This is a genomic window from Gordonia sp. NPDC003376 (assembly GCF_053589235.1).
Genome location: NZ_JBSFRM010000039.1, coordinates 1 through 14344 on the forward strand (window position 1 = coordinate 1; position 14344 = coordinate 14344).

The following is a 14344-nucleotide window of genomic DNA, read 5'->3' on the forward strand; positions in this document are numbered from 1 at the left end:
CGCCGGCGTGACCACTTCGCAGGTGGTCACGCATCCGACGTAGGCTGCGGAGATTTCGACACGGGTCCTCGCTTCGCTCGGTCCCGGCTCAATCATCGTTCGGGGGGCATCGCTTCGCTCGGTCCCGGCTCGATCATCGTTCGGGGGTCCTCGCTTCGCTCGGTCCCGGCTCAATCAGCGTTCGGGGGTCCTCGCTTCGCTCGGTCCCGGCTCAATCAGCGTTCGGGGGGTCGTCGCGATGCTCGGTCCCGGCTCAACCATCAACGGGCACACGGGTGCACGCGATACCCGGTCCCGGCTCAACTACCAACGGACACGCGGGTCCTCGCACTACCCGGTCCCGGCACAACCGGCCTGGCCGCACACAGATGCCACCGCTCACGAGTACACGACCACCAACGCCGGGCGGACGGCGCGATCGCCGACCTGCAGGCCTGGGCGGACCACACGGACCACGGTGCGACCGACCGCGGCGTCGTCGTCGTCGGTCAAGGGAATGACGTCGACGGCGTCCATCGTCGCGACGTCGAAGCCCGCTCCGGGGTGCGGGTCGATCACCGACCCACCGCGCCCGGCGATGAGGCGGTCCAGTCCGTCGCGGAGCGCGGCGAATGCCGCACGGTCGGCCTCGGTGGCCGCGGTCGACGCACACGCGGATGCGTCGGCGTAGAGCTCCGACAACTCGACGAGCAGCGGAAGGTCGGCACCGGCGCGTGCGGCGGCCTCCCGCTGGCGGTCGGCGTCGACCAGCCGGTCCAGCGACAGTGTCTGCCGGGCCAGGATGCGGCCCAGATCGCCGATCCGTTCCTCGAGGCGGTCGATCGGATCGGCGTCGGCGGACTTCCCGGTCTCGGTCATCTCGGTAGCGTAAACCGACCGGCCGACAAGCCCGGCGACACCGGTCGTCGACGATTTCACGTTATTCTCGCGAACCGTGGGTGTTTACGGGATCGACCTGGGCACGACCAACTCGGCCATCGCCGCGATCGACCGCGACGGAAGGCCCGAGGTGATCAAGGACTGGAGTGGTGCGCCGACCACTCCGTCGGTGGTGCTGTTCCCCTCGGCGCACGACCACGTCGTCGGCGAGGGTGCGCGACGTCAGGCTCGGCTCGACCCAGATCATGTGTGCACGCTGGTCAAACGCCGCATGGGCGAGGTCGACTGGCGCTACGTCGCCCACGGGCGAAGCTGGTCGGCACCGGCGGTCTCGGCGCTCATCCTCAAGTCACTGATGTCCGACGCCGAATTCGCCGGGGAGAAGGTCGAGCGAGCGGTGATCACCGTTCCCGCGTACTTCGGCGACGAGGAACGCCGCGCCACGATCCAGGCCGGCACCTACGCCGGTCTCGACGTCGCCGGGGTTCTCTCCGAGCCGATCGCGGCGGCACTCTCGTACGGATTCAGCCGCCTCACCGACCCCCTCGCCACGGCCACCCCGGACGAGACCGTGCTGGTCTACGACCTCGGCGGCGGTACCTTCGACGCGACGGTCATCGAACTCGCCGACCGCCGCATCTCCGTACTCGCCGTCGACGGCGATCATCAGCTCGGTGGTGCCGACTGGGACGAACGGCTCGCGCTGCATCTGTCCCGCACGTTCTGCACCGAACACCCCGACGCCGAGGACCCGCTCGACGACTCCGCCGGAGCACAGTCGCTGATCCTGGCCGCCGAGCGCATCAAACACGAACTGTCCGAAGCCGAGTCCGCGTCGGTGATCGTGACCCACGACGGACAGCGCTCGGTGATCACGGTGACCCGGGCCGAACTCGAGGACCTCACCGCCGGATTGCTCACCCGCACCCTCGATCTCACCGCATCGTGTCTGGCCGACGCCGCCGAACGCGGCGTGCACCAGGTGGATCGGATACTCCTCGTCGGCGGTTCCTCCCGCATGCCCGCCGTCGCAAGGGAACTCACCGCACGGTTCGCACTGGTCCCCGAACTCGACGATCCCGACCTCGCCGTGGCCCGCGGCGCAGCGATCTACGGCGACAAGCTGGAGATCGAGCGTCTCGTACACGCCGACCTGCAGTCCCGCGGCCGGTTGCCCGGCATCGGTGGGCTGCTCGACGCCGACCCGGGCGACCTCCATGCAGCCTGCGGACGCGTCGCCGAGGCCTTCGGTCTGCCCGTGTCCGGTGTGCGCCGAATGCTCGAGATCCGGGTCGACACCGTGGTGTCGCGGGGCTTCGGCATCCTCGCGGTCAGCCCCCAGACCGCTGCACTGCAGGTGAGTTGGCTGGTGGAGCGCAATCAGCCCCTACCGATCAAGGTGCGCCGATCCTTCGGCACCATGCGCGCCGACCAGGAACGCATCGAGCTGACCGTCGTCGAACAGGCCGGGCAGGATCTGTCACCGCGGCCGGAGGACACCAAGGTGCTGATCGAGGGGGCGATCGACGGCATCCCACCCGGATTCGACGAGAACAGCGAGGTCCAGATCAGTTTCGAGATGGGCTTCGACGGCGTCTTGCATGTCACCGCCTTCCATGTGGCTGCCGGCCTGCCGCTGACGCTGACCGCCAAAACCGGTGCCACGCTGTCCCAGTCGGAGGTGGCCCGTGAACTCGAACAAGTGCAGCGCAACCGCCGTCGGGACGGGTGAGGCATGCTGCCCTTCAGCCCGAACGACTATCGCAAGCGTGTACTCGCCGCCATCGAGCGCCGCGGTGGCGCCGACTCCTCGGATTCCTTCGAGCTCTACGACATCCCACTCGAGGAGTCCGACCACCTCACCGACGACGAGGTGAACGCCCGGATCGACGAGGTGTGGGGGTTCTGGCAACGCCACCGGGATCATCCCAAGTACCGGGTGCTCGTTGAACGGCTCGTCGCCGAGCATCCGAACCGCAGTGCCCCACTGCGGCAGCACGATTCGCGGGCCGCGGAGGCCAGGGCCGTGGTCGCCACCCGGCAGCAACGGGACCGTGACCGATACGAGTTGCTGGACAACGCGATCGAGCGCCTGATGGACCGCTACAGCGGCATCCCGGCAAGCAAACGTGCGGGCCTCGACGAGATCGGGGCGATGGGCGGCCTGACCACCGACGAGGTGACGGTGCGGTTGCGTCGCTACCGGATCATCGACGACGCCGACGTCGTCGAGCCGAAGGCCGAGACCACATCGCCCACAACGACTCTGAGTGATCAGCGACTGACCCAGGTCGCCGAGTTGCTCGCCGAGTTCAGCCGACGACGTGATGCCCCACCGGTGTACACACTGCTCGGGTTCCTCCGTCTGGACACCGACGCGATCACCGATCGCGACACCATCACACGGTCCGCGGGGATACTCCGTGAGCAGGCGCGGGCATTGCCTGCGGGTCGGATGCGAGCGCTCGTGGACGAGTTGCTGATCCACGTCGAGAACCTCCTGCTCGGTCCGCCGCCGAACGCCGGCGCCTACCTCCGATCGATCCTCGACGGCGTCGACGCCGCCCTGCGACCGCAGATCCGGGCGGCCGTGCTCGTGGAGGACCGACTGCATCCGGCCGACCACCAGTACCTCCTCGAGCAGGCCCGCGATCGCGACCTCAGCACGCGCGACGCCCGGGCGCTGATCACCCGGATCGCCGCGGAATACGGTGCGACCGTGCAGAATCCACCAGCACCACCGCCTGCACCGGCACCACCGCACACCGCGGAGACACCCGGAGAGTGGCAGGCCGCGCTGCGGTCCGCGCGTAAGGCGTTGCGATCCGATCGCGTCGACGCCGCCCGCGACCACTGCGCACGCGCACGTGCGGCGGCCGGGGACGACCCCGCCGCGCGACGCCAGATCGATGCCGTCGCCGACGAAGTGGATCGCCGCAGCGCCACATCGACATCGACACCGACACCGGTGCCGGCACCGGCACCGGCCACATCCGAACCCGCATCGACACCCGCCGCGGTCACGTCAGCGGCATCCCCTCGACAGGCACCGACTCGACAGGCACCCACCCCGCCGTCGTCGCCCGGCCCCGATCTGCCACCGATCACCGGGGTCGCGGTCAGCGGTGACCGCCTGCTGTTCGACTGGCCGGCCGGTATCACCGAGGCGGTCGTCGTCATTCGTTCGGATGCCAGACCGGAGCATCCCGCCGACCCGCACGCCACCTCCACCAAGGTGACCAACACACGCTACGAGATCGACGGCGGCGTGCCGATCCCCGACTCCGCCGCACGTCAGGGGCACGTCGCGGTGGCGTCCTGCCGGCGCGACTCCCGGGGCCGGCTCGAGGTGGCCGGCGAATTCGGCCCAGAGGCATATGCACACCTCTGAAGCGGTGGTCCCGCCCGCGCCGCCGCCATGGCTAGGCTGGTCGTGATCCGTGCGAAGAACTTCGCAATCCCGACACCCAGATACTCCAGAACCCTGACCCCCGACGACGAAGGCAGAGAACGCGACATCATGGGAATCGACTACACCAAGCGTCCGAAGGCACAGCCCACGCCGCCATCCGCCCAGCCCGCCCCGGGATATCCGGCCCAGCCCACCCCGGGATATCCGGCCCAGCCCACCCCGGGGTACCCGGCCCAGCCACAGCAGTCGCCGGCCGCGCCGGTGTCGTTGTCCAAGGTCACGCTCACCAAATCGGCACCCAGCGTGTCGCTGACCAAGCAGGGATCGGCCACCGGCCAGATCCGGGTGAATCTCAACTGGACCTCCGGCGCCAAGGGCGGCCTCTTCCGCCGGTCGTCGGGAGTCGACCTCGATCTCGCGTGCCTGTGGGAGTTCAGCAACGGCGACAAGGGGATCGTGCAGGCCCTGGGAAATTCGTTCCAGGCACCGTACGAGGGCCGACCGATCATCTACCTCGACGGCGACGACCGCTCCGGCTCCAACACCGGCGGCGAGAACATGTACATCGACCTGTCGGCGTCGGCGATGATCCGCCGCATCCTGATCTTCGCCTACATCTACGAGGGAACCCCCAACTGGGCGAGTGCCAACGGCGTGGTCACACTGTTCCCGGCGAACGGCCCGGAGATCGAGGTCCGTCTCGACGAGCACGACCAGGGCGCCATCTCGTGTGCCATCGCCACGATCGAGAACCGCGGTGGTGAGCTCGTCGTCAACCGGGAGGTCCGATACATCCGCGGCTCGCAGTCCAAGGTCGACGAGGCCTACGGCTGGGGCCTGAACTGGCGCGCCGGACGTAAGTAGCCGGGGGGCAGAGGACGACGGCTTCTCCGCCACGAGGGCGAGGGAGGTTGCGCCGGCGTCCGGGTGCAGGATGCGTCCGTCGGCGCCGTGGACGCCGGGAATATGGAAAGGGGGATCGCCCCCGGACGGCCAGATGACGAGCAGGACGGGGCCACGGCGCACCGCCTGACCGATCGCCTCCACGTCGGCATGATCGAAATGGTCATGCGCGATCACCCCCGCATCGAACCGCGTCAGATCGGGAAGCTCACCGAACTCTGCGGGATCGATGGCGACCGCCCCACCTCGGTCTCCGCGGCAACACACGCATGGGTGATCGGGTGAGCGTTGTCGTGGCCGTGCGCACCTGCCGCTTCATAGAACCGGCCCCGATCATGGTCCCGGAATCCGGGCGAACCGTGACCGCCAGGAATGGCGTGGTTGCTGGATGAGGACCGGGAAACGCCGTGGGTCACGCGCGTCCCACCCGCCGGAGCCGGGTCCGCAGCCGGCCGGGTATCTCTGACGGATTCCATTGCGGTGCAGGACAACCACGGGTTATCGGGTACCACGCCAGGCCGATCAACGCCGACAGCGCATGTCCGATCCCGGTGAAGGTGACCTGCGTGAGGAGCGGTACCCCGAAGACCACGACCACCCCGGCCAGATAGGGCCAGCGCCACGGGCGGGCGATGTGATAGGTCAGTACGCCACCGATCGCGGCGAGGAAGTAGCTGACCCCGATGTCGCGGACGTCGACCATCGAGGGGCTGGTCACGCCCTGCCGGATCGCGTATTCGAGCGCTCCTTGGCTCAGATACGTGGCGATGACGTGCGCGCTGAACCCGACGACGAACCAGCGCACCGGTCCCAGCCAGCGCTCGGCCGGAACGTGGAAGATGCAGAACAGGACGAGGTACGGCAGCCACACCTCGCCGTCGATCCAGAACAGGCTGGTGACCAGCACCCGGAAGGGGTCGTGGGTGAGGTTGGCGATGTTGGTGGAGCGTTGACCGAGCGCGTCGTCCAGTTCGGCAGGGGTCAGTGACCGCTGGATCGCGGTGGTGACGAACAGCACCGCCAGCCACGCGAACGTGAACGGTGCACTGCGGACATATCGCCACACTGCTTCGCCCGCCGCCCTCACCCACCGGAACCGAGACTTCATTCCCACACCGAAAGTGTGCCCCGAGTTGAGGTTTCGTGGTCGGGTTCGCGTCCGAAGTGTTCGAACTGCCCGAGTTGTCGTCGACCGGGGTCTCTTACCGGCTCCGACCGCCGATCAACCGCGTGGCGATTCCGACCACGGTGACGACCGCACCGGCCACCGCGGCGATCATCGCCCACCGGGTGAGGTCGTCGGCCATCGCGTCGATCGCCAGGTTCGTCACGGTATGGCCCGAGCCCTCGGTGGAGACCTGCCGATCGATGATCGTGGTGGCGTTGAGGGCCACCACCCAGCACAGTCCGGCCGCGAGCAGGCCACCGATCCCGATCCAGGCGAGCACGGTGCCACGCCAGTGCGCGAACAGCAGCGCGAGGATCGCGGTGGCCGCCGCGATCACCGATGCGCTGTAGGCGATGGTCTCGATCTGCCCGCTCACCTTGTGGTATCGGCCGGCCTCGAGATTCCCGTGCTCGGACATCGGGACCAGGACCGGACCGCTGACGGTGAGCGCGAACGGCAGGTTCTGATTCGCCAGCGCCCGGTTGATCATCGGGGTGATGTCGAGCTCCATCGTCTGGGCGGAGCTGCCCGCCGGAGCCTCGTCGAACAGCCATGCGTGCTGCTGCCCGACGAGATCGCGGAAGTCGGCCGGGAACGAATCACCCTGGACGTAGCCCACCGCCAGCGGCCGGACGACGGCACCCGCACCGGGGAACTCGGTCCGGGCCGCCACCTCCTCGGTGATCTCGTCGGCGATGAAGTCCTGGACCTGCCCGTCGTGGGCGAGCGGCGCGATCACCGACACGAATCCCTCGGTGTCGGTGACCCGTTGGGTGACCCACATCGACGGGAGGGCAACGATGATCGCGCCCATCGCGACCAGGGTCAGGATGGCACTCAGAAACGTCCGCACGCGACGAGGCTACCGGCGATCACTCACCGACGACGTCGCGGGCACGTCCCAGGATCAGCGGGTCGGGGGCGCCGACGAAGTCCTCGTTCTTGCCCTTGTAGTCGAACAGGGACAGGACGTGCCGCATCGCGTTGAGCCGGGCCCGCTTCTTGTCGTTGGACTTCACCACGGTCCACGGTGCGATGTCGGTGTCGGTGTTGGCGAACATCGCCTCCTTGGCCGCACCGTAGGAGTCCCACTTGTCCAGCGAGGCGAGGTCCATCGGCGAGAGCTTCCACTGCCGCACCGGGTCGATCTGGCGGATCGCAAAGCGGGTGCGCTGCTCGAGCGGGCTCACCGAGAACCAGAACTTCACCAGGTTGATGCCGTCGTCGACGAGCATCTTCTCGAAGGCGGGCACCTGCACCATGAACTGGTCGTACTGATCGGGGGTGCAGAATCCCATCACCCGCTCGACGCCGGCACGGTTGTACCAGGATCGGTCGAAGAAGACCATCTCGCCTGCTGCCGGGAGATGCTGCACGTAGCGCTGGAAGTACCACTCGGTGGCCTCGCGCTCGGACGGCTTCTCCAAGGCGACGACGCGGGCACCGCGGGGATTGAGGTGCTCGTTGAAGCGCTTGATCGTGCCACCCTTACCGGCCGCATCGCGTCCCTCGAACACCAGAAGATGCCGCTGACCGGTCTGCTTGGACCACTTCTGCAACTTGAGCAGCTCGATCTGCAGGCGACGCTTGGTCACCTCGTACTCGCGGCGACTCATCCGCTCGTCGTACGGGTAGTCCTCCCGCCAGGTGTCGACGACGTTGCGCTCGGGCAGCGTCAGCAGGACGGGATCGTCGTCATCGTCGTCATTCACCTCGAACTGGGTGGTGTCGTGCAGATCGACGAGGTGTTGCAGGGCCTCACGACCGTTCAGCTTGCTGAAGTCGGGCCCCAGGGTTTCGAGATCATGTAACTCGGTCACGCTCCCACGATATGCCGTGCGCGCGAACGCCGCGTGGCCCCTCGGTGAACCGGAGTGTGACCGTTTGGTGATCTTCGCCGGTTCTCGCGGCGACGGTGAGGCGACGGAACCCGACGATCAGTTCCCCAGGTTGATCGATCCGTACTTCAGGCATGCCTTGCCGGTGGTGGTGTCGGCCGCCGCGGCGAACCCGCCCGCGCACCGGACACCGGGACCACCGGAGTAGGCCTGGCCGCCCCAGCCGCCCACCGACACCGAGTACCCGCCGGCCCGCGCCTGCGCGACTGCGAGCGACTTGGGGCCGGTGGTGATGGCGTACGAGGTACCGCCGGTCGTGGCACCCGAGAGCGCCGACGAACCGGGCTGCTGGTTGATCGCATTCGCGTGGCCACCCTTGTCCGAGACCGCCACGGCGGTCCCGCCGCCGGTCTCCTCCGCCCTCGCCGTACTCCCCGCACCGGCGCGTGCCCCACAACCACTCAGTCCCTGAATCCGTTGCACCTCATGACCGTTCGAGGCGGTGCAGGTGTTCGCCTGGGCATCGGCGGCGCCGAGCCCCAGACCCCATGCCGCACCGGCGCCGCCGATCGCGAGCACCAGTGCTCGTACCGCAAACCTGTGGTTTCGCAATGTGGTCGGCCTCCTTGGCGGATGGAAGAGAGAGTGGGTTACCGAGAGGTACCCGGCACAGCGTACTCCTGTGGAATCCGACGAATCCGCCGTCGGGAGGCAGGCGAGGTCACGGATCCACAACGTTTGCCACCGGAACCGCCGACGGGGACCATCGACAGTGAAATCAATAGTCCCCGTTACGGATTCAGCGAAACATGATCACAGCTCGGCGCGACGCTCACTCTCCGCGGTGAGTCCCTTCTTGGCGGTCTCCACGGCCATCTTCTGGCCACGCTTGACCAGCAGGCCGGGGAGCTTCACCTTCAGATCGAGCTCCAGCTCGAAGACCACGTGCGATCCGTCGCCGTCGGGGGTGACGGTGTAGACCCCGTGCTGCGAGGCGAGCATCTTGGACTCCACCAGGTCCCAGGTACAGGTGTTGTCGGTCCAGACGTAGGAGACGGTCTGGTCGTCGTTGACGCCGACCGCCGAGACGGTCATCGAAACCCGGTCGGGCGTGCCGTCCTCGTGCTCGGAGACGATCTTCGCAGCCTTGTGGGCCGACGACCAGTCCGGCAGGGACTCCACATCCATCAGCACCTCCATCACGACCGACGGGGGCGCGGCGACATCGAATTCGGTTTTCGCAGTGACAGCCATGCGAGCAACCTACCCTTTGCCCATCACCGGCAGGCGACGAACCACGCGAGTGCGCGAGGCGTCTCAGGCCTCCCGGTCGACGAGGTTTAGCGGCCACGCCTCGTCGGGGATGTCGCGCAGTTCACAGGCGACGTCGGCGACGGTGAACCAGCCTCGGAAATGCAGGATCTCACCGACCATCGGATTGCGTACCGTCGCGTCGCAGCGGAACCGGTCGTGTTCCTCGTCCCATCCCTCGATGTACTTCATCTGGGTGGCGAACGGACCCTTCATCCCTATCTTCGGTCCCCGGCCGAGCCACCTCAGCGGACCGCTCTCGAGCAGCAACTCGCCGGCCGGGGTCACCGACGGCTCGATCGGGTAGAGCAGTTCCGGGCCGTCACCGAAGTAGTCGACCAGCCCGCTCCGTCCGGAGACGAGGACGGAGTTCAGCTTGCGCGGACCGGTGGTGTAGTCGAACGAGCGCAGCACCGCCAGGCATTCGCGGCCGATCTCGTCGCGGTAGCAGTAGTGCCCCTGCGTGAACGGGACCATCCTGCTGGTCTTGGACGGCAGCGCGTTGCGTTTGCCGTAGTACCAGAAGAACGGGGGCGGCAGAGCCGAACTGATGTAGACCGACTCGAGCATGCCGGTGCCCATCTGGGCCACATTCGACGTCGAGTCGATGCTGTACCGCCAGGCCACGTTGGGGTGGAGCCGATCGAAGTCCGACCCGAGCATCTGTCGGTATACCGGCGTCATTGATCACCTCGCTCGTCACTGTTCCGGACGAACCTACTATGTTCCGGCTCACAGTGACATACCCGAAGCGACCCGTTCCGGGCGCCGGGCGCCCGGTCGGGCGGATCTCAGACCCGGGCGGCCTCGTCACACAGCCGCGCGAGCTCGGCGATGACGCGATCGAGCGGGTCGACACTTCGCCGGGTCTGGCACATCCCCACCGCCCCCTCGATCGCCGAGACCGTGAGGTTGGCCAGCGAGTCGGCGCGGTCGGGGTCGACCCCCTCGGCGATCAGACGGGTCGCGATCAGTCGTAACCAGTCGTCGAAGATGCGCTGCGATTCGTCGGCGACCTCGGGCTCGGCGCGCCGGGCCAGTCCACCGGCGAGCACGGGGCACCCGAACTGATAGTCGGTGTTGACCAGCATGCGACGCCAGACGTCACCGATCCCGAAGACCGCCTCCGATGGCGAGCCGGGGTGCTGACGACCGATGCGTCGGGTGATGAAGTCGCCGGCATACCGCACGGCCTCGGTGACCAGCTGCGTCTTCCCCCCCGGGAAATGATGGTAGATGGAACCGCGGGGCGCCCCGCTGGCGGAGATGACGTCGCCGATCGAGGTGGCCGCCACGCCGTCGCGACCGATCAGGTCGGCGGCGTGCACGATCATCCGTTCGCGCGGACCGTCTTCCCCCACGCGGGACGTGCCGATATCGCCGGAATCGTCGTCGGACATCGCCGCCACCTCCTATGTCGACCTTCATAATCGGGCGGGTCTATGCAACCATACATAACCATGACGACCTCGACCGAACCGATCGGTGATCCCACCACGATGTCCGGCCTGGAGCTGCTCCGGGCATGGCAGGCCGATCCCCACCACGACCAGCCCGGCATCGGCCGACTCCTGGGGATGCGCCCGGCGAGCATCGACGAGGGCGAGGTGCGCTTCGTGGTGACCCCGAAGCCCGACTTCTCCAATCCGCTCGGGACCGTGCACGGCGGGATCTGCGCGACCCTGCTCGACTCGGTGATGGGCTGCGCGGTGCACACGACCCTGCCCGCCGGCGTCGGTTACACCACCCTCGAACTCAAGGTGAACTACATCCGGCCGGTGGCACTCGACGCCGACGAACTCACCGGCGTCGGCACGGTGATCCACGTGGGTGGCCGTACCGCGACCGCCGAGGGCAAGGTGTTCTCCGCCGACGGCAAGCTGGTCGCGCACGGCACCACCACATGCATCGTGTTCCGGTAGCCCGACCCGGGCCGACGGTCAGACCAGGTACAGGTCGCGCAGCTTGTTCTGCGCGCCCTCGTCGATGCCGAGCCCCTGGGTGAAATAGCCTTCGATACCGCCGTAACGGTTGTCGACCTCGGTGAGCGCGGTCTCGAGATAGGATCGGTCCACACCGAGCACCGGCAGCAGCACGTCGGGATCGCCACCGGCCCCGGCGAACTCGTCGAAGATCGGCTTCAGCGCCGGGACCAGACGATCGTTGGTCAACAGGTAGTCGTGGAAGACGTCGTCCTCGGCGACACCCATCAGGGTCAGGAACGACGCGGCTGCCCAGCCCGTCCGGTCCTTGCCGGTGGTGCAGTGGAACAGCGACGGGTGCGGATGATCGCCGAGCAGACCGCGGTAGAAGGACTGGTAGGAGCGCAGCGCGCTCGGCAGCGAGACGATGCCCTGGTAGGTCTCGGCGATCAGTTCTCTGGCCTTGCCGCCGGACAGCTCCTTGGTCGCCATCGCGACCGTCTTCGGATCGGCCAGGATCTTGCCGAGGTTGGCGGGCACGGCCGTCGCGGCGTCGGCGAGCACGTCGAGGTGGATGTCGGTGACGTCGGGCAGCGTCGGATCCGGCAGCGCCTCCCGCTCGGCACTCGAGCGCAGATCGTAGATGGTGCGGACGCCGAGCGACTCGAACGGGGCGACGTCGGCGTCGGTGAGCGACGAGAAGTCGGTGGAACGGAACAACACGCCCGGCCGGACGGACTTGCCGTCGGCGGCCCGCCAGCCACCGAGGTCACGCAGGTTGGGCAGGGTCGCGATCGGACTGGGAGCACCTGGAGTCGAGGTCATGCTTCCATTCTCACCAGGATCGGACGGGGTGTCCGAACGACCCCGGGCGACCGGGTGGCCGCGTCACGATTCGAACCGTCACGCGGCACAGAATCACGCCCGTGTTCGGATATCCTGAACACATGCTCGAGCCACCCGCTGCGCCGACCTCCCGCCCCACTGCCGGCGACCGAATCCGGGCAGCACGACTGTCGTCGGGAATCTCGTTGCGGGAGTTGGCCCGCCGACTCGGTCTCAGTCCGGCCACCCTCAGCGCGATGGAGAACGGCCAGACCGGCATCACCGTCGATCGCTTCGAGACCATCGCCGCCGAACTCCGCATCGAACCGACGGCACTGCTCGAGGGCACCCATGCGACCGCCGGACCGCGCCGCCCCGCTTCCCCGATCCCGACGACGACGTCCCCCGGCGGCCGATGGCGGATCTACGAGGGCCCCGACGTGACCGACCCGGTACTCGCCGCCGCCCTGCGGTGCATCGTCGAACGCGGATACCACGGTTGCACCATCCGGGACATCGCCGGACAGGCCGGGATGTCGGTGAGCGCGCTCTATCACCACTACCCGAGCAAGCAGGCGATGCTGGTGACGCTGTTCGACCATACGATGGACGAGCTGCTCGACCGGGTGACCGCAGCGCGCGCCGACGGTGCCGCCGACCCGGCACGGGAGCTGGCACTGATGGTGGAAAGCCTTGCGCTGTACCACTGTTGCCGTCCCGGGCTGGCGTTCTGCGGACATGCGGAGATGCGCGGACTCGCCGAGCCCGACCATCGGCGGGTCGCCGATCGCCGCGTGGCGCTCCAGCGCCAGTTCGACGCGGTGATCGAACACGGCTGCGCGGATCGGCGGTTCACCACCCCGCGGCCCCGCGAGGCCGCGCGCGCCGTCGTCGGCCTGTGCATGAGCGTCTCCGAGTGGTTCGACCCCACCGGACCCGACACCCCACACGAGGTCGCCACCCTGTACACCGATTACGCGCTCGGCCTCGTCGGTTATCACCCGTCGGCACCGTGACCCACCACCAACTGTTCGGATATCCCGAACATGTCGGCCGGCGGGTCTGCAGCCCTCCGCCCATCCCGGCTGCCGGTCAAGGACATTGACACAGCGGGATCGGCCAGGCACGCTGACAGAACCGATCGATCGTTCTGCTTGAGGAGTGTCCATGAGTTCAGCCCCCGATCCGTTGCGCGGACGCACCGCCATCATCTCCGGCGGAAGTCGCGGCATCGGCGAGGCCATCGCGCTACGGCTGGCACAGGCCGGCGCGAACATCACCCTGCTCGCCAAGACCACCGAACCGCACCCCAAGCTGCCCGGCACGATCTACACCGCCGCCGAGGCCATCGAGGCGGCGGGCGGGCAGGCCCTGCCGGTCGTCGGCGACGTGCGCGACGACGACCACGTCGCCGACGCGGTCGCGCAGACCGTCGAGCGCTTCGGCGGAGTGGACCTGGTCATCAACAACGCCAGCGCCCTGGACATCTCGCCGACCGAGCAGCTCAGCATGAAGAAGTACGACCTCATGCAGGACATCAACGCACGCGGCGCCTTCTCCCTCGCCCGCGCCGCCATCCCGCACCTGCGCAAGTCCGATCACGCGCACGTACTGACCCTCTCGCCGCCGATCAGCCTGGAGCCGCACTGGTTCGACTCGATCGGCACCGCCTACACGGTGTCGAAGTTCTCGATGACCCTCGTCGCCCTCGGCCTGGCCCGCGAACTCGCCGCCGACGGTGTGGCATCCAATGCGCTGTGGCCGCGCACCATGATCAGCACCGCCGCCGTCCGCAACGTTCTCGGGTCAGAACTGGTGTCGCGCAGCCGGAGTCCGCAGATCATGGCCGACGCCGCCTTCGCCGTGCTGTCCAAGGACCCCGCCACCATCACCGGCCAGACCCTCATCGACGACGAGGTGCTCACCGCCGAGGGCGTCACCGACTTCGCCCAGTACCGGACGGCCGACTCCGACGACGACCTCGAGCTCGACTTCTGGATGGTCCGCGACGGACGCGGGTAGCGCGCACACACCGTCGACGCAGACGGCGCCCGGCTCACCCAGCATCGACAAGCCCGGCGTCGTC

16 protein-coding genes are annotated in these 14344 nt (G+C 67.9%); 7 read left to right on the top strand and 9 right to left on the bottom strand.

The window, feature by feature from the left end:
• Positions 1-378 precede the first annotated feature (378 nt).
• Positions 379-858 (bottom strand): nucleotide exchange factor GrpE, encoded by a 480-nt coding sequence (gene grpE / locus ACWDUA_RS23715; RefSeq protein ID WP_449753477.1) that lies wholly within the window; start codon positions 856-858, stop codon positions 379-381.
• 76 nt (positions 859-934) lie between these two features.
• Here grpE and ACWDUA_RS23720 point away from each other — a divergent pair, with 76 nt between their 5' ends.
• The 4 genes from ACWDUA_RS23720 to ACWDUA_RS23735 all read left to right on the top strand — a co-directional run bounded on the left by ACWDUA_RS23720 (position 935) and on the right by ACWDUA_RS23735 (position 5479).
• Positions 935-2611, top strand: coding sequence for an Hsp70 family protein (locus ACWDUA_RS23720; RefSeq protein WP_449753478.1), 1677 nt, complete (start codon positions 935-937; stop codon positions 2609-2611).
• Positions 2612-2614: 3 nt separating this feature from the next.
• Positions 2615-4270, top strand: a complete 1656-nt coding sequence (locus ACWDUA_RS23725) for a hypothetical protein (RefSeq protein ID WP_449753479.1) — start codon at positions 2615-2617, stop codon at positions 4268-4270.
• Between the two features lie 129 nt (positions 4271-4399).
• A complete protein-coding gene (locus ACWDUA_RS23730) occupies positions 4400-5155 on the top strand; it encodes a TerD family protein (protein ID WP_449753480.1) in 756 nt (251 codons plus the stop codon).
• A gap of 63 nt (positions 5156-5218) precedes the next feature.
• Entirely contained in the window at positions 5219-5479 is a 261-nt protein-coding gene (locus ACWDUA_RS23735; protein ID WP_449753481.1) for a hypothetical protein, read from the top strand.
• A 127-nt stretch (positions 5480-5606) separates the two neighbouring features.
• Here the strand turns inward: ACWDUA_RS23735 and ACWDUA_RS23740 are convergent, their stop codons facing one another.
• The 7 genes from ACWDUA_RS23740 to ACWDUA_RS23770 form a co-directional block, all read right to left on the bottom strand.
• A complete protein-coding gene (locus ACWDUA_RS23740) occupies positions 5607-6302 on the bottom strand; it encodes a rhomboid-like protein (RefSeq protein ID WP_449753516.1) in 696 nt (231 codons plus the stop codon).
• A gap of 94 nt (positions 6303-6396) precedes the next feature.
• Positions 6397-7215, bottom strand: coding sequence for a hypothetical protein (locus ACWDUA_RS23745; protein WP_449753482.1), 819 nt, complete (start codon positions 7213-7215; stop codon positions 6397-6399).
• Positions 7216-7234: 19 nt separating this feature from the next.
• A complete protein-coding gene (gene ppk2 / locus ACWDUA_RS23750) occupies positions 7235-8182 on the bottom strand; it encodes a polyphosphate kinase 2 (RefSeq protein WP_449753483.1) in 948 nt (315 codons plus the stop codon).
• A gap of 117 nt (positions 8183-8299) precedes the next feature.
• Positions 8300-8812, bottom strand: a complete 513-nt coding sequence (locus ACWDUA_RS23755; RefSeq protein WP_449753484.1) for a DUF6764 family protein — start codon at positions 8810-8812, stop codon at positions 8300-8302.
• Positions 8813-9013: 201 nt separating this feature from the next.
• A complete protein-coding gene (locus ACWDUA_RS23760; RefSeq protein ID WP_449753485.1) occupies positions 9014-9454 on the bottom strand; it encodes an SRPBCC family protein in 441 nt (146 codons plus the stop codon).
• Positions 9455-9517: 63 nt separating this feature from the next.
• A complete protein-coding gene (locus ACWDUA_RS23765; RefSeq protein ID WP_449753486.1) occupies positions 9518-10195 on the bottom strand; it encodes a DUF4166 domain-containing protein in 678 nt (225 codons plus the stop codon).
• A 107-nt stretch (positions 10196-10302) separates the two neighbouring features.
• Positions 10303-10911 (bottom strand): TetR/AcrR family transcriptional regulator, encoded by a 609-nt coding sequence (locus ACWDUA_RS23770; RefSeq protein ID WP_449753487.1) that lies wholly within the window; start codon positions 10909-10911, stop codon positions 10303-10305.
• A gap of 42 nt (positions 10912-10953) precedes the next feature.
• Here ACWDUA_RS23770 and ACWDUA_RS23775 point away from each other — a divergent pair, with 42 nt between their 5' ends.
• Positions 10954-11433: a PaaI family thioesterase gene (locus tag ACWDUA_RS23775; protein WP_449753488.1), complete on the top strand. Its 480-nt coding sequence runs from the start codon at positions 10954-10956 to the stop codon at positions 11431-11433.
• 18 nt (positions 11434-11451) lie between these two features.
• On the opposite strand, the gene ACWDUA_RS23780 is transcribed toward ACWDUA_RS23775, so the two are convergent.
• Entirely contained in the window at positions 11452-12258 is an 807-nt protein-coding gene (locus ACWDUA_RS23780) for a tyrosine-protein phosphatase (protein ID WP_449753489.1), read from the bottom strand.
• A gap of 122 nt (positions 12259-12380) precedes the next feature.
• Here ACWDUA_RS23780 and ACWDUA_RS23785 point away from each other — a divergent pair, with 122 nt between their 5' ends.
• Positions 12381-13274 (top strand): TetR family transcriptional regulator, encoded by an 894-nt coding sequence (locus ACWDUA_RS23785; protein WP_449753490.1) that lies wholly within the window; start codon positions 12381-12383, stop codon positions 13272-13274.
• A 151-nt stretch (positions 13275-13425) separates the two neighbouring features.
• Positions 13426-14280, top strand: coding sequence for an SDR family oxidoreductase (locus ACWDUA_RS23790; RefSeq protein WP_449753491.1), 855 nt, complete (start codon positions 13426-13428; stop codon positions 14278-14280).
• Positions 14281-14344: the final 64 nt, after the last annotated feature.